Source organism: Chitinophaga sp. (assembly GCF_035761305.1).
GTDB lineage: Bacteria > Bacteroidota > Bacteroidia > Chitinophagales > Chitinophagaceae > Chitinophaga.
The window spans coordinates 1-16851 of the sequence record NZ_DASTRI010000025.1; the positions used below are offsets into that span (position 1 = coordinate 1).

At 50.7% G+C, this 16851-nt stretch carries 10 protein-coding genes; 5 read left to right on the top strand and 5 right to left on the bottom strand.

Going from position 1 to position 16851, the window contains the following annotated elements:
* Window positions 1–4470 (top strand): gliding motility-associated C-terminal domain-containing protein (locus VFS25_RS02745; RefSeq protein ID WP_326460581.1); only part of this gene is annotated, 4470 nt, incomplete at its 5' end.
* Between the two features lie 229 nt (window positions 4471–4699).
* The gene (locus VFS25_RS02750; RefSeq protein ID WP_326460582.1) at window positions 4700–9112 is read left to right on the top strand and encodes a gliding motility-associated C-terminal domain-containing protein; all 4413 of its coding nucleotides are present in this window, start codon (window positions 4700–4702) and stop codon (window positions 9110–9112) included.
* An 87-nt stretch (window positions 9113–9199) separates the two neighbouring features.
* On the opposite strand, the gene serA is transcribed toward VFS25_RS02750, so the two are convergent.
* Window positions 9200–10435 carry a phosphoglycerate dehydrogenase gene (gene serA / locus VFS25_RS02755; protein WP_326460583.1) on the bottom strand — a complete coding sequence of 412 codons (1236 nt, stop codon included), beginning with the start codon at window positions 10433–10435 and terminating at the stop codon, window positions 9200–9202.
* A 300-nt stretch (window positions 10436–10735) separates the two neighbouring features.
* On the opposite strand from serA, the gene VFS25_RS02760 reads away from it, so the two are divergent.
* Entirely contained in the window at window positions 10736–11893 is a 1158-nt protein-coding gene (locus VFS25_RS02760; RefSeq protein ID WP_326460584.1) for a serine hydrolase domain-containing protein, read from the top strand.
* Here VFS25_RS02760 and VFS25_RS02765 read toward each other — a convergent pair.
* Entirely contained in the window at window positions 11890–12882 is a 993-nt protein-coding gene (locus VFS25_RS02765) for a cation diffusion facilitator family transporter (protein WP_326460585.1), read from the bottom strand. The genes VFS25_RS02760 and VFS25_RS02765 overlap by 4 nt on opposite strands.
* A 172-nt stretch (window positions 12883–13054) precedes the next feature.
* Between VFS25_RS02765 and VFS25_RS02770 the strand changes: the two genes are divergently transcribed.
* Complete coding sequence (locus tag VFS25_RS02770) at window positions 13055–13975, top strand: S1C family serine protease (protein WP_326460586.1); 921 nt, start codon at window positions 13055–13057, stop codon at window positions 13973–13975.
* Window positions 13976–14195: 220 nt separating this feature from the next.
* On the top strand, window positions 14196–14708 hold the full coding sequence (locus VFS25_RS02775; protein ID WP_326460587.1) for a hypothetical protein: 513 nt from the start codon (window positions 14196–14198) through the stop codon (window positions 14706–14708).
* Between the two features lie 8 nt (window positions 14709–14716).
* Here the strand turns inward: VFS25_RS02775 and VFS25_RS02780 are convergent, their stop codons facing one another.
* The 3 genes from VFS25_RS02780 to VFS25_RS02790 all read right to left on the bottom strand — a co-directional run bounded on the left by VFS25_RS02780 (window position 14717) and on the right by VFS25_RS02790 (window position 16695).
* Window positions 14717–15736, bottom strand: a complete 1020-nt coding sequence (locus VFS25_RS02780) for a fatty acid desaturase (RefSeq protein WP_326460588.1) — start codon at window positions 15734–15736, stop codon at window positions 14717–14719.
* 174 nt (window positions 15737–15910) lie between these two features.
* On the bottom strand, window positions 15911–16471 hold the full coding sequence (locus VFS25_RS02785; RefSeq protein ID WP_326460589.1) for a hypothetical protein: 561 nt from the start codon (window positions 16469–16471) through the stop codon (window positions 15911–15913).
* Between the two features lie 32 nt (window positions 16472–16503).
* Window positions 16504–16695, bottom strand: coding sequence for a hypothetical protein (locus VFS25_RS02790; RefSeq protein WP_326460590.1), 192 nt, complete (start codon window positions 16693–16695; stop codon window positions 16504–16506).
* Window positions 16696–16851: the final 156 nt, after the last annotated feature.

Here is a 16851-nt window from a genome sequence, read left to right on the forward strand (position 1 = left end):
GGCGAATCCATCGTAATTCGCTGGACCATTGCCAAAGGTACCTGTACGCCTTCTACCGATGATGTTATATTAGTTACCTATGCTACGCCAACCGTAGCCGCTGCCGGCCCCGATCAGAAGCTGTGTAATGTAACTTCCTTTAACCTGGCCGCAAATACGCCAACAGTAGGTACCGGCAGGTGGAGTGTGGTATACGGCAGCCGTACACCGGCCAGCCTTACCAACGCCAATTCTGTTATTACAGTAGCACCGGGCGATTCAATTGTCCTGCGCTGGACTGTTAGCAACGGCACCTGTACGCCCAGTACAGATGATGTAACGCTGGTGAGCTATAAATCGGCGGCACCTGCTACTGCCGGCCCGGATCAGAAATTGTGTAATGTAACTTCCTTTACCCTGGCTGCCAATGCACCGAGTGTGCCCACAGCAGCAGGTAGGTGGAGTATCATATATGGTACTGCCACAATTAATAACCCGGGCAGCCCAACATCTACCGTAACTGTAGCCACTGGCGATTCTGTAGTGCTGCGCTGGACCATTTCCAACGGCTCCTGCCCTGCTACCACGGATGATGTAGTGCTGGTAAGCTATCAACAGCCGACTGCAGCCGTTGCCGGCCCGGATCAGAAACTGTGTAACGTGGCTTCCTTCACCCTGGCCGCCAATGCGCCTGTAGTAGGCACCGGCAGGTGGTTGGTGGTATACGGCACAGCAACCTTTAACAATCCCAACAGCCCGTCTGCCATAGCAACAGTAGCGCCTGGCGACTCTGTAGTGCTGCGCTGGACCATTTCCAACGGCGTATGTGCCGTTAGCAGCGACGATGTAATACTGGTGAACTATAAAACACCGGCAATTGCCAATGCCGGCCCTGACCAGGAACAGTGCAGCAACACCACCGGATTTACCATGGCAGCCAATGCACCGGGAGTAACCGGCGCAACCGGCACCTGGACCATTACCAGCGGTACTGCTGCTATTGCAGATATTCACAGCCCAACTACTAAGGTGACCGTAGCAGCAGGTAACGTTGTTACACTGCGCTGGACCATCACCAACGGGCCTTGTGCGATGACCTTTGATGAAGTGGTAATTGCCAACCGCAATCCTGTAACGAACAATACCATCAGCGCAGATCAAACCGTATGTTTAACAGAAGCACCGGCTGCCTTAACCGGTACTGCAGTAACCGGCGGTAACGGTACCTATACCTACCAATGGCAAAGCAGCACCAGTGGCGCCACGGCAGGTTTTGCCAACATCCCGGGTGCAAACGGCGCTAACTATACGCCAGGCCTGTTATCGCAGGATACCTGGTTCAGAAGAGTGGTAACATCCGGCCCGTGCGCCAGTGTAACCAGCAACGCCGTGAAGATCACGGTAGTGAACAAGCCGCCGGTGGTAATATTTGTACCAGGCGCATTAACGGTGGATTGTAAGCTGGGTATGGATTATACCACCCTGTTCGGCACTCCGCAGTTCAGCCATACACCGTATAATAACATGCCGCTGACTGTTACGTTCACAGACGCCACATCCATAAACGGTTGTACGCAAATCTTCACCCGTACATGGACGGCCACAGACCGTTGCGGCATGACCACCACTGCGTCACAAACCATTACCGTGGTAGACAAAACAGCACCGGTGTTCACTACTCAAAAGCCTGCTGATATAACCGTAAGCTGCGATGCAATACCGGCTGCCGTAAACCTGACCGCTACAGACGATTGTTTTGGCAACATGACCATCACACCTGTAGAAACCAGGCAGGATATACCGGGCGCCTGCGCCAATAACTACAAGTTAATACGTACCTGGACGGCTACAGATGGCTGTAACAACAGCACCACGCTTACACAAACCATTACCGTACAGGATAAAACACCGCCGGTGTTCACCTCAGCCCAGCCGGGAGATACGATTGTAAACTGTAACGCAGTGCCTCCTGCAATGCCGTTAACAGCAGTGGATAATTGTACACCAGGCGTTATAACAGTAACAGCTACGGACGTACGTAAAAACATACCGGGCGCCACATGTACTGATAACTACCAGATAGTGCGTACCTGGATTGCTACTGACGAATGCGGCAACAAGGCCACGCTGGTACAGAACATTACCGTACAGGATACCACCCGTCCGGTGTTCTCCATGCCGCAGCCGGCTAATGTAACCGTAGATTGTGATAAGGTACCGGCATGGCCTGCTATAACCGCCACTGATAACTGTACTGCCAGCATACAGGTGATGACCAGCGAGCAGAAATTTGCCACCCAAACCTGCGCAGGCAACTACCGCCTGGTGCGCACCTGGAAGGCAACGGATAATTGCGGCAACACCGCCACCATGACACAAACCATCACCGTACAGGATACCACCAGGCCGGTGTTCACAGTAATGCCTCCGGGCGATACCATGGTAAACTGTAATGCAGTGCCGCCGCCGCCGAACAACGTGATGGCTGTTGATAACTGCGGCACCGTGAAGCTGGGCCGTACACAGGTACGCGAAACCATACCGGGCGCCTGCGCAAGCAACTACCGCCTGATACGTACCTGGACAGCAACTGACGAATGCGGCAATTCAACCGTATGGCGCCAGGTGATCACAGTACAGGACACTACCCGCCCGGTAATAGCGGCGGCGCCTGCGGATATAGTGCTGAACTGCGGCGACGCAATACCCGCAGCACCCACATTAACCGCTACGGATAACTGCGACCCGTCATTCCCGAAACAGGCTACGATGGTGGAAGATCCGTATGTGAAAGACCTGTGTGCCGGTTATACCATTACCAGGAGGTGGAAAATAGCAGACGCCTGCGGCAACCAGGCTACGGAAGTAATACAGCGCATTGTAGTAAATGCCTGTCCGCAGCCGCAGCTGGATCCTGCCCTGCCGGTGAACTGCTCCGACAACCCGACCTTTACGATCAAAACGCTGAACAACGTAGAGAATCCTGTCTATACACTGGTAGGCGTAGTACCAGCCAATGCGGTGCAGGTACCGTTATCTCAGCAGAGCGGCAGCTTTAACCTGAATAATGCCACCCAGGCCAGCTTTGTGGTAAGGAACGGTGTAACGGGCTGTGTATCTGATACCGTGGTATATAACCTGCAATACAACACCACACCAATGGTGAACCTGGGACGCGATACTACGATATGCGGCGGCAACAGCCTGATACTGGATGCGGGTGCAGGCAACTTTGCCTACAATATCCGCTGGTCAACCGGCGAAACCACACAGCGTATCAATGTATCAACCGCCGGCACTTACTGGGTATCTGTAACCAACGGCATCTGTACCACTACAGATACCATACAGGTAACTGTAATACCCATGCCGCTGGTGAATATCCCGGATGCTTCCATATGCCGCGGCCAGAGCCTGAAGCTGGATGCCTTTGTTGACGGCGGTACTTACCTCTGGAGCAACGGCGCTACCACCTCTTCTATCCTGGTAAGCACACAGGAACAGTTCTGGGTGAAAGTGGTGAAGAGCGGCTGTATCACTATCGACACGGTGAACGTAACCGTAAATCCGCCGCCGGATATTTCACTGAACCGCGACACCACCATCTGTCCTGACCAGTCTGTGATGCTGACCGTGAACCTGAACAATGGCGGTAATGTACGCTGGGTAACCGGCGCCACCACCAACTCCATTGTGGTGAATGAGCCCGGCCAGTACTGGGTAACGGTAACAAGAGATAACTGTATGGTGAAAGATACCGTAAACGTACGCCTGCAGCCTTCTATTAATGTAGATCTGGGTCCGAACCAGGAAATTTGTCCGGGTAGCCAGATCACGGTAGACGGTACTACCAGGGATGCGATCTCTTACCTGTGGGACGACGGCGATCCGAACCCTGTCAAAAACATCTGGGAAACCGGTAAATACCGCCTGGCGGTGATGGACAGGTTCTGTAACCGTGTGTTCTATGATAGTGTGAATGTAAGGGTAGCTTCCCTGCCAAGGGTAGAGTTGGGAGCAGATACGATCATGTGTATAGGCGAAACGCTGCGCCTGCGTGCAGATGGTGACAACATCAAGAGTGTGCTGTGGAACGATGGCTCTACCGGTCCGTTCCTGGATGTAACCAAAGCCGGTACTTACTCCGTAACCGTGTTTAACGATTGCGGCAGCTCAACGGACCAGATTACGGTTGACTTTACGCAGTGTGATCCGAAGCCCACATTCCCGAACGCCTTCTCGCCGAATGGCGATGGCCGGAACGATTACTTCCGCCCGGTGGTGCGCGGTCCGATGTATGAATATGAGCTGCGCATCTTTAACCGCTGGGGTGAGCTGATCTACCTGGGTTACGACTCCAAGAAAGGTTGGGACGGCCGCTACCAGGGCCAGCCGGTGACCATAGGCACCTATGTATGGTGGCTTACTTACAAGAAAATGCCAAACGGTAATCCGAACATTATAAAAGGTGAGGTAACCGTTATCAGGTAATAAAAACAGCTTGATAAAAGAGGGATTCCAACTCGTGAATCCCTCTTTTTTGAGCAAACACATAATTATTTTTAATTATTTAATAATTTATTAAGATGAAAGAGATCTACCACCACAGCAAGTAGCTATGAAAACGTCGGGGGACACTAACCGTCAACTAAAAAGTTCAAAGAGGTAGAAAGCCGCTCTCTGATTGGAATCCTATTTGTTTTTGTAATATTTAAGACCAGTGATTAGATTATCAGCCTTCCTATGCCTGATCATGGCTTTTGTGAGTGGTAAAACAGCTTTTGGACAAGCGTATATAAATGCGCCTAAAAATGCATGTGCCACTATCGCAACTGGCAATGAGCGCTACGTTACCATAAATGCCGGCGTAACCGCAGAAACCGTTACCGATACCCGTTTTACCATAACCCCAGGTATATTGGGGGTAGATTATAAGGTATTGTATGGTACATTGAATACCGCATCTGCCAGTGCATCAGCAACCATTGAATTTCTGAAAGCCAATGTCTACACCGTCAGCGCTGCCATGAATACTCCTTCCGGCCCTTACAGCGCTTCTGCATTTATTAATGTGCAGGATTGTACGATGCCTGTTTGTAAAGGCGCTTCCACCGCTACGCCCATGGCAGGCTTCGATGAGGACTTTGGCTCTACCGCTGTTCCCATACCGCTTGACCCCGTGCGCGGTAACATCCAGTATACCGCCAATACCACCGGTGTTTTGCAACCAGGAGAATATGCAGTAGCTAACAGCACTACCGGTTTAAACCCTGATTGGGACAATATCCTGGACCATACCCGCAATACCAACGGCGGCATGCTGGTAGTTAACTGCGATGCTGCCACCAACCTGCTGTTCCGCAGAACTGTGAGCGGCCTTTGTAAAGGTGCGGTATACCGCCTGGGCGCCTGGTTCAAGAATGTTGACAGCAAAACATTTTTTGAGAGCAGTTGCGGAGCGGCTTATGTTAATCCCAACCTGACCTTTGAAGTATTAAATGCCGCTACCAACGCTGTAGTGGCCACTTTTAATACCAATGATATTTCTATTCCCCTGCAAACCACGGTAAATAATTTCGGCTGGCAGGAATATGCCTTCAGCTTTAAAACCACCCCAGGGTTAACAGACGTAATTGTGCAGATCCGCAATAACGCCCCCGGTGGTTGCGGTAATAATATTGCAATAGATGATATTACTTTCTCTTATTGCACACCTTATATCTACTCTTTCTTTGACGGGCAAACCGACCAGCTGGGCGGCGAATATACCATGTGCGCCGGCTCCCCCACCAACCTTACTTCCCAGTACACCCCTGCCGGCTACTTTACCGTGCCGCATTATTTCTGGGAATACAGTAAAGACGGCACACTCTGGACCACCATCAACGGCGATGGCGACGGCGTAAGCGGCACTAATTCTGATGTGCTGCATTTCGTGGAAGGCGCTTTGCTGCTCGAAGGCGACCCGGTAGCTATTACCAATATTTACTTCCGTTTGAATATATATGAAGATGGTAACACTGAAAGCTGCGCGGCCCCTTCCATGCCCATTAAGGTAACCCTGCTGCCCAACCCCAAGGTAGTAGTGCCCGATAATGAAATCTGCAGCGGCGATACCGCCACGCTGGTAGCCACCGGCGGCTTTGATGAATATGTGTGGGACCTGCCGCTTGATACTATAGCAGAAGAAGTAAAAGTATCGCCCGACGCTACGAATGTATATACCGTAACCGGTTATAAATCATATGGCGCGGGACGTACGTGCAAACGCAGCGGCCAGGCCGTGGTAATTGTAGATGACCGCCCAGTAGTAGACAGCATTACCGGCCCGTCCAACATATGCCTGGGCACAGAAGTAGCCCTGGGCATAGATCCGGGACTGGCCCTGTGGGATATTGCCTGGACACCCAACGGCGAAACTGCTGTTACGGATATTAAAGATACACCCGCCACAATAGGCGTAAATACTTACGGCGTAACTGTTACCAACGGTGTGTGCGTGATAAAAGCCACCCGCGATGTAACGGTAATGGATATACCCACTGCCAACGCCGGCGCAACAGATACGCTGCGCCAGTGTAACGACGGCAACTTTACCATGGCAGCCACGCTGGGCGCAGATGAAACCGGCCAGTGGACCATTGCAGGCGCTGCCAACGGCGCTGCCATCGGTAATGATGCGGATCCCCTGACACCGGTAACCGGCCTGGCCAGCGGCCAATCCGTTACACTGGTGTGGGCTGTACACAAAACATTGAACGCCGGTTGTATCAGCACCGATACGGTTGTGCTGCAGAATGTATCTGTTCCCATTACCAGCGTGGCCGGCCCCGACCAAACGCAGTGCGGCGCCGAAGATGCCTTTACCATGGCCGCCAATACGCCGCCTGCAGGCGCCATCGGTACCTGGGATGTTAAACAAGGCACTGCCGCCGTTGCAGATCCTAATAAGGAGAACACTACCATTACTGTAACCGGCATACAGGACGCCATGCTTACCTGGACGGTATCAAACGCCGCCTGCCCCGGTAAGCCGGACACCGTGATACTGAGCAAGAAAAATCCGCCCAACATTACGCTGGATGTAGTGCCTAATACCTGCAGCAGCGATCCTACATTTGCTGTTCCCTTCACAGCTGTAAGTGACAATCCCGACAAATATGACATAGCCGCCGCTACCAGCAACGCTATGCCAGGGTTTACCGCTGTTACGGACCAGGCGCTTGGCATTGCTCCCATAACAGTGCCCTACCCTGCCGGCACTGCCAGCGGTACCTATGACTTTAATTTAACTGTAAAACATGATGGTGCAGGATGCAGCACAGATGTACCTTTCTCTGTAACCGTTACTTCGTCGTCTGTAGTGCCTACCACCGTAGTAGCCGATAAACCGGAAGTATGTGCGGGCGATAATGTTACTTTAACCGTACAGGATGGCAGCCTGGGCACCGGCGCCAACTGGGTATGGTATGCAGATGGCTGCGGCACCGGCGCTCCGCTGGGCAGCGGGCTTACGCTTACCACTACTGTCACCAAAACCACCACATATTATGTAAGGGCGGAAAGCACAGGCGCATGCGGCAATTCAGGCTGTGCAGCCGTGGTGGTAACCGTAGTAACCACACCGCCCGCCGCCACTTTTGTGCCGGACTCTGTTACGGTTGAATGTGAAGCCGGCAAGGATTATACTACCCTGTTTGGCACACCACAGTTCAGTCACGCGCCATATACCACCATTCCGCTCACCGTGACCTATGTTGACCAGACTATCATGAACGGCTGTACGCAAAAGCTTACCCGTACCTGGACGGCTACTGACCCCTGCGGCCTTACCGCCACCGCCGCACAAACCATTAATATTGTAGATAAGACCGCACCGGTATTTACTACTGCCAAACCGGCCGATGTAACGGTGAACTGCGACGCCATACCTGCCGCCATTACCATGAACGCGCTGGATAACTGCGCGGGCATTATTACGGTAACTGCTACAGATGTACAGCAGGCCATACCCGGCGCATGTGCCAGCAATTATAAAATACTGCGCACCTGGACCGCCACAGACCCCTGCGGCAACAGCACAAGCGTTGTACAAACCATTACTGTGAAAGAATTAATGCCGCCTGCATTTACCACGGCTGCGCCTAACGATACCCTGGTAGAATGCGGCTCCATACCGGCGCCCGCCACCATGACGGCCACGGAGTATTGCACCGGCGCCAGCATCACGGCAACGTCAACGGACACACGCGTGAGCATTCCCGGCAAAAGCTGCGGCTACCAGGTAATACGTACCTGGCTGGCGCAGGATCCCTGCGGCAACAGCAATACTATTTCACAAACCATTACTGTGCAGGACACCACCCGCCCGGTATTTGCCATACCGCCGCCGCCGGATGTGCAGGTAGATTGTGATAACGTACCGCCGCCGGCCACTGATGTAATAGCCACCGATAACTGCAGCACCGTGAAAATAAGCCGCAGCCAAACGGAAAAAGCGGTAACAGTACCCGGCGCCTGCGGCAGCTACCAGATTACCCGGGTGTGGACGGCCACCGACGAATGCGGCAATGTTGCTACCGCACAGCAGGTGATTACCGTTACCTGCGATGGCATCCCCCAGGTATCTCTTGGTAATGACACCAGCCTGTGTAACGGCGAAGCCATTCGCCTGCGTGCGGATGAAAACGGCAGCAGCTACGGCGGCGTGGCTACCTACCGCTGGTCCGACGGCTCTACCGAGCCTACCCTTACCGTTACGCAATCCGGCACCTATTCCGTAACTGTAAGTAATGACTGCGGACAGGCTACCGACGAAATAAACGTGAACTTTACGGTTTGCGATCCCAAACCGGTATTTGCCAATGCGTTCTCGCCCAACGGCGATGGTATAAACGACCGGTTCCGCCCTGTAGTACAGCGCGGCATGATGTACGGCTACCAGCTGCGCATCTACGACCGCTGGGGACATATGGTGTACAGCGATACAGATCCCCGCAGAGGCTGGGACGGCTCCATGAACAATACGGAGAAGCAGGCAAATGTAGGCACCTACATCTGGTGGGTAACCTACACCAAGGATATAAAGGAGCCGCCGGTAATACTGAATGGTATGGTGAATGTGATCAAGTAAGCATCCAACTCGAAAATGCAGACATAAAAAGAAAGGAGCTCAACCGAGCTCCTTCTTTTTTTATCATCAATAATGTTGTAAACCCGGCTAGTACAACAGCCTGGTCTTGATGGTGTGCTTCACCTCTTTCAATGCGGTAAAGGCATCGTGCGACAGCTGTGTATCTACATCCAGCACCACGTAACCGATTTGCTCGTTGGTTTTCAGGTACTGCCCCAGGATGTTGATCTTTTTGGCAGATAATGCCGTATTGATTTCGGACAGTACCCCCGGCACGTTCTGGTGAATGTGCAGGATGCGGTGCGTATTTTCCACTGCCGGTACGCTGAGCGCCGGTACGGTATGGGAACCAAAGCTGGCGCCTTTTTCGAGATAGGCGAGCATTTTGGCGCTTACATCCAGGCCAATGTTATGCTGCGCTTCTTCTGTGCTGCCGCCGATGTGCGGTGTTAATATCACGTTCGGCAGGTTTTGCAGCGGGGTGCTGAAAGCGCCGCCATTCTTTTCCGGCTCTACCGGGAATACGTCAATAGCAGCACCTGAAAGCCGGCCGCTTACCAGCGCATCTTTCAAAGCATCCAGGTCAACCACCTCACCACGGGCGTAGTTGATAAAAATGGCGCCCTGCTTAACATCTTTCAATGTTTCAGCATTGATCATATTAGTGGTAAGACGGGTAGATGGTACGTGCAGGGAAATAATGTCGGCCTGGGAAAACAGGTCCTTCAGGGTTTTCTGCTGTACGGCATTGCCCAGGGGAAGCTTGGTTTCCACATCGTAATACATTACGTTCATGCCCATGGCTTCTGCCAGCACGCTTACCTGGCTGCCGATGTTCCCGTACCCTACTATGCCCAGTGTTTTGCCGCGCAGCTCATAGCTGCCGGTTGATTCTTTTCTCCAGACACCTTCATGTGCCGCTTTATTTTTATCAGGAATACGGCGTATGAGCATAACGGACAGGCCTATTACCAGCTCAGCCACCGAACGGGTGTTGGAATATGGCGCATTAAATACGGCAATGCCATATTCTTTTGCGGTCTTAAGATCAACCTGGTTGGTGCCGATACAGAAACAGCCAATGGCCTGCAGCTTTTTAGCTGCAGCCAGCACTTTAGCCGTGACCTGTGTTTTGGACCGGATACCCAATAAATGCACATCCTTAATTTCTTCGATCAGCTCTTCCTCACTCAATGCCTTGGTAAGCCGGCGGGTATTGGAATAGCCCGCATTCTTAAACTCGGCTACAGCAGCATCACTGATGTTTTCCAGTAAGAGGATATTGATCTTTTCTTTTGGATAGCTTGTCAACTTCTGCTCCATATATTATACTATTATAATGCGTATGTTGTGCGTCCGCAATTGGCTTAATAATTGTGGTTGAGGGTAAAAACAAGGTGCAAACCTACGGAACTCCCGCTACAATTAAAAAGGGACGCCGGCAAATTTGATAATGTCAAAAAATATGCGGTAGTTTGCTGCGTTTTTAGAATATTATTTACCATTATTGCTAAAAAGAGGGAAAGCATGCGGCTTTCTCTTATTGTTTTAAAGTTACCAGTTGTCATTTGTTCAATGAAGCGATTGAAAGCATTCCTGTATTTTTTAGCCATATCCGGCGTTATGATTTATGTTATACCCGGATGTGAAACCAACACGGCAAAAGAGAAAAATTCCATTGGTAAAAAAGCAGACCCAGCCTATACACTGGATGAAAGTGAGGCTGTAAGAGAAGCGGTGCTGAACTCCCCTACTACTAAACGGCAACAAACTGAACTCTCTGATTACTTTAGTCACCGGTTATTAAGAACCGGCTTTAACGGCGCTATGCTGGTAGCTAAAAAAGGCGTGGTAATATTTGAGCAATATCATGGTATAGAAGATTACCGGAGCAAAATGCTCATAGGTGAAAACTCCTCCTTTCAGCTGGCATCGGTGTCTAAAACCTTTACAGGCATGGGCATCCTGTGGCTGATGGAGCGCGGGCAGCTGAACCTGGAAGATACGCTGCAGCGGTATTTCCCGAACTTTCCGTATATGGGCATCACCATCCGCATGCTGCTGAACCACCGCAGCGGCCTGCCCAACTACCTTTATTTCAGTGACAGTCTTTGGAAGAACCAGGATGTTTTCCTGACCAATGATGAGCTGATACGCATGATGGTGGAGCACAAGCCACCCGTGCAGCACCAACCTAATACACATTTCCAGTATTGTAATACCAACTTTGCCATACTGGGCTCTATTATTGAAAAGGTGAGCGGGCAAAAGTACGGCGACTTTATGCGGCGTACCTTTTTTGAACCGTTGGGTATGACCAATACCTATTTCTTTGACCCCACCAGCACGCGGCGTCCACACCAAACCACCAGCCACCAGTATAACATGCGCCCCGAACCAGATACCTACCTGGATGGCGTTTTTGGCGACAAAGGCATTTACAGCACCGCGCAGGATATGCTCAAATGGGACCAGGCTTTATACGCCGGCTTTTTTAAACCCGAAACCCTGGAGCAAGCCTATAAGCCTTACAGCAATGAAAAACCGGGCGTCCGCAACTACGGACTGGGCTGGCGTTTGATCATGAACCCGGACAGCTCAAAGATCGTGTACCACAACGGCTGGTGGCATGGTAACAATACCGTGTTTTGCCGGCTCATACAAGATACCACCACCATTATCATTCTCGGAAATAAATACGACCGCGGCATTTACCAGGCGGTAAAACCCCTGCGCGCTATTATGGGCCACGGTGATGGCGATGAGGAAGGAGAAGACTAATTCGTAATTGACTTACTGTGCTTGCGGTTCGGCAGCACGTTCTCGCGCGTCCATATAATTTTACCGGAAAAAGCCTCTTTACGTACCGGGCATTCCATTAGCTGGCAGTAATGGCAGCATACCGGCTCGCAGGGATCTGTATGAATAAAAAACTCCACTTCGCTGTTCGGAAATCCCTGGTTTACCAGCTGCTCTACCGCTTTCAGCTCCTCATGCGCCTGGCTCAGCTCCAGGTAATAAGGTAAGGTTATGTGGCAGTCGATATGGTAGTTGTTGCCGTATTGCTGTACGCGCATATTATGCACATCTATCCAGATAGCGCGGCGGTTCGCTTTCAGGATATTGATCACCTGGTCTACCACCTGCATATCGGTTTCATCCATCAGGCCGGACACAGATTGGCGCAGCAGCTGGTAGCCTTTACGCAGGATCAGCACCCCCATTATCACCGATACTACAGGGTCCAGCCAGGCCCAGCCGGTATAGTGGATGATAACCAGGGCGGCTACCAGTCCCAGGCTGCTGTAAACATCTGTCATAATATGCTGCCCGTTGCCGGTAATGGTAATAGATGGCAGCCTGCGGCCCTGTTTCACCAGGTATTGCCCCAACAGCAGGTTTACCAGCGTGGTGCCGCCAATAACCCAGGCGCCTTGCAGCACCTCTTCCAGCACAAAGGTGCCGGTGAAATATTGCACGGCTTTGAACAGGATAAGGCAGCCGGCAATAAAGATCATGGCTCCCTCCGACCCTATGGAAAAAAATTCAACCTTACCATGTCCGTACGGGTGGTTCGCATCGCGGGGTTTACCCGCCAGGTAAACACTGTAGCAGGCAAAGGCGCCGGCTACCACGTTGATAATAGACTCCAGCGCATCAGATAATATGGCTACGGAATGAGTCAGGAAGTACGCGGCAAATTTGGCTACCGTTAACAGGAAGCTGATAAGCAATGAAAGCAGTATGATGCGAAATTCTTTCCGGAGCAATGGTTTTGGTGTTGGTTGGAAAATGCAAAAGAAACAAAAATGGGTTAAACAGGGAACAAATTTTATTGGGAGAAATTTGTTATAGCGCGCCGGCCACTGCCGTTTTGTCGGCCGTTAAGGCCTGGCCTGTTTTATGTGCTGGCAATTGTCAATCAATAAAAAAGGAGGTGCTATGGATGCTTATTCTGAGATCATCCATAATGCGGTGGAAGCCGCAGGCAGGTCAGTTGTTAAAATAGAACGGCTGGATGCCGACAGGAAAGTAACCGGAACCGGCTCGGGGTTCTTTTTTTCTTCAGACGGTTATCTCTTCACCAATTCACATGTGGTACACCAGGGTAGCTACTTTAATGTAATGCTGCACGACGGCAGCATCTATCCGGCCGTACTGGCCGGCGAAGATACAGATGCAGATGTTGCCATTCTTAAAACATCTGCCTTTGATTTCCAGGTGGCGCAGCTGGGCGATGCAGCTGATTTGCAGATAGGGCAGCTGGTAATTGCCATTGGCAACCCGCTGGGCTTTCAGCATACGGTTACAGCCGGGGTGGTAAGCGCATTGGGCCGCTCGCTGCAGAGCGGCAACGGCCGTACTATGGACGACCTGATACAAACCGATGCGGCGCTGAACCCCGGTAATTCCGGCGGTCCGCTCATTAACTCCAAAGGTGAGGTGGTGGGCGTAAATACCGCTACCATACGCGGCGCCCAGGGACTTTGCTTTGCCATCAGCATTAACTCCGCCAAAATGATAGCGGCCGAGCTAATGCAGTACGGCAAGGTGGTAAAAGGCTACCTGGGCGTGCTACTGCAGCAGATAACACTGGTGCCCAAGCTGCGCACCGGCCTGCAGCTGCGCAATAAAACCGCGCTGTTCGTAACCGGAGTGGAAGGTAAAAGCCCGGCTGCCAGGGCCGGCCTGCAGGACGGGGATATTATTATTGCGTTTAACGACAAGATAATAGAAACCGCAGACGCGCTGTTCCGGCAGCTGGGACGGGAAAAGATCGGCCAGTTCCAGCATGTAAAGGTGATCCGGCAAAACCGCGTGCTGGAGCTGAGAGTAACGCCGGTGGAGAAGAAAGCAGCGTAGTTAGATGTGCGGATGTGCAGATGATTGATGATGATTGAAGATGATTGAAGATGATTGAACACGGTGTAACAGATGCTAAGATGATTGAAGCACCCCATCTTCAGGAAGCAGGGCAGATCAAACCTGTTCTTTTGATCTGCCCCGCTTTTTTATGGGTTTATGCCCCGGCAAACGGGAAATATTAGCAGGAATGCGTAAAATGCGTTGCGAAATTTTAACCATGGACCTACGGAAAGAAATATTAAGAGAGAACAGCCGCGAACACACCCTGAGAATTGCAGACTGGGTAAGCGTAGACGCAAGGCGCGTAACACAGCTGGTGCAGGTTTTCCTGCATGACGAATACCGGGTAGTACAACGGGCGGCATGGATCATCAGCTATGTAGCGCATAAAAGCCCGGCATTAATAGTACCCCATTTACCGGCTATGGTACAGCGGATGGATGATGCCGGCATACCAATAGCGGTTAAACGTAATGTTACCCGGGTGCTGCAGTTCCTGCCCATCCCTCCTGACCTGCATGGCCCGGTAATGCACCATTGCTTTGCGCTGCTCGAAAACCCAAAGGAAACTACGGCGGTGCGTGCTTTTTCCATGACCGTGCTGGCTAACCTGGCGCAGGAGTACCCGGATATCCGCAACGAGATCCGCATCATCCTGGAAGATCAGCTTACACAAAAAAATGGCCCTGGGTTTGTAACTAGGGCCAAAAAGGTATTGAAAATGCTGTAAGTGCGGTTTTATCTTGCTTCTACCGTAAACTTCTCTTTCACCAGGTCCGCATCAGGTTTGGACTCGTCCGTGAGCTGTACCTTACCACGGTTGCTCCGCACAATGCGGGAGAACAGGGAGATCTCCTTATCAAACAGGAAGCGGAAGAACAGTTTGGTCCATGAAGTATGATAGTACAGCGTATCGTAAAAAGAGGAAGCGCTCTTACGGATCTGCGGCAGCTTGTTCCAGGGAATGGAAGGAAAATCGTGGTGCTCGTTGTGGTAGCCCACGTTAAATGCCACGGTATTTAACACGCCGTAGTAGCTGTAAGTTTCCTGCTCGCCATGGGTAAGGTAGTGCTCCTGTATCCAGCGGGCGCCCAACGGGTGCAGGCCAACGGAGAAGAAGAAGCTGGCCACCAGGAAGCCAATGGCTTGGGGCCCCCAGAAGTAAGTAACTGCTGCAACAAAAGCAATCTGCACCATCCAGTTCAGCGCAATCCAGCCATCAAAAGGTTTAATCTCTTTCAGCCTGGAGATGCGGGTTACCTGGAATATTGGATAGAGCAGCAGCCAGATCACTTTCCCGATAAAATAGTTATTGATCAGCTTGGCCTCCCACCGGTTGGGAAGGTCGGCATCCAGCTCATGAACCCCCTGGAATGAGTGATGCTTGATGTGGTAACGCTCAAATGACACAGAGCTGGGCACAACCTGGGGCACATTGGCCAGAATACCGGCCAGGCGGTTCAGTTCAGGTTTTTTAAACAGCAGCTTGTGTGCACACTCATGGATCATTACAAACAGTGCATGATCTGCAAAAGCGCCCAGCAGGTAGGCAGCGCCTAAAACCAGCCACCATGACTGATCCCGGAGCATGTAGGCCATTATCACCTGGAAGCCAACCAGCCCTATTATCGCAAATATTGTTAAAGGATTTTTCCCGATGAGCTGACGTATATCGGGATGTTGCTTGAGTATTTCCTTAGTTCTAACACGATGCGGCTCGCTGTAGGTTGAGTACACGAAGTCTTTTCTCTTTGTCATATTGGCAATATAGGGATAATAACGGTAAAATTACAATTTAGGAATAGTTAATATTTATTGCGCGTAAAGGTAAATATTTTGTTGATTGATGAAGATAAAAATTTACCATAATATATGCCATGCAGCCCATTTAAAGATGAGTTCCCATGATACCCGAATGGTTGTATACGTATGCTAGATGGCAGGTTTGCTGTTTTTATAGCGCAGCTGAAAGTAAAATAATAACCCGGTCAAAATTAAAACCAGTATCAAATCCACTTTGAAATAGTGGTAAATACAGTATTCTCTTTCAAAGCTTGTCCAAACAACATGCTCTGCAGCTGGTGTTTTAATAAGCATATTATTTTTAAACGAAAACACTTTAGGGGATTTTTCCAGCGGGGTGCATTGAAAAACTATCTTATCCTGCTGCAGGGAAAAATAAGCAATGTCACATCCGTCAATTGCAGGTAAACCGGTTTCACTTCCATTCTTTAATAAACAGGTACCAATTTCAGTTTCCCGGATCTCGTATGGGTAATAAACAGGTAGCCGCCGGTATTCAATACCTCCTTCGTTAAGCCAAAATGAATTCAGTTTCAGTATCACCAGCACTAACCACATAAGAAGGGCAAACGTTCTGTAATGCCCTTTAGGTAACAGCGGACCTCTCTCCTTTCTTAAGAGAAAATGAAAAAGATAAGCAATTGCGAGAACAATCCCGGTTTCAACTACCAGGGCAATAAGTTTGAACATAATTTGCTAATTGGGCTGCGTTGCCTCTCCGCTCAAATACCCCTGATATACCCGCTATTCATTTCAGACAAACAGCTATCATGCCGCAGCGCAGCATCCCCGGCTGTTTCATAATAACGCACCGTGATCCTGGTGGGCTTAGGTTTGGGCTTTTTTACGCCTGCACTTACACAGGCATCAATCAATAATAACAAAATGCCTGCTACTATAAACCATCGTTTCATTTTATTGCACTTAACAAAATATAAAGAACCGTCCCACCTGTTTGCGGGACGGTCTTTTCATTAATATCAAAACTACATTTCCTTCGTATGCTGGTGAACGTTAGTTCTTACCTACGAACAACGACCAGTGGTCACTAAAGGGAATATAGGTGAAAT

Excerpts from the sequence above, each read along its gene's own strand:
- serA (WP_326460583.1), bottom strand. The coding sequence starts at position 10,435 with ATGGAGCAGAAGTTGACAAGCTATCCAAAAGAAAAGATCAATATCCTC.
- VFS25_RS02760 (WP_326460584.1), top strand. The coding sequence starts at position 10,736 with ATGATTTATGTTATACCCGGATGTGAAACCAACACGGCAAAAGAGAAA.
- VFS25_RS02770 (WP_326460586.1), top strand. The coding sequence starts at position 13,055 with ATGGATGCTTATTCTGAGATCATCCATAATGCGGTGGAAGCCGCAGGC.
- VFS25_RS02775 (WP_326460587.1), top strand. The coding sequence starts at position 14,196 with ATGGACCTACGGAAAGAAATATTAAGAGAGAACAGCCGCGAACACACC.
- VFS25_RS02780 (WP_326460588.1), bottom strand. The coding sequence starts at position 15,736 with ATGACAAAGAGAAAAGACTTCGTGTACTCAACCTACAGCGAGCCGCAT.
- VFS25_RS02785 (WP_326460589.1), bottom strand. The coding sequence starts at position 16,471 with ATGTTCAAACTTATTGCCCTGGTAGTTGAAACCGGGATTGTTCTCGCA.
- VFS25_RS02790 (WP_326460590.1), bottom strand. The coding sequence starts at position 16,695 with ATGAAACGATGGTTTATAGTAGCAGGCATTTTGTTATTATTGATTGAT.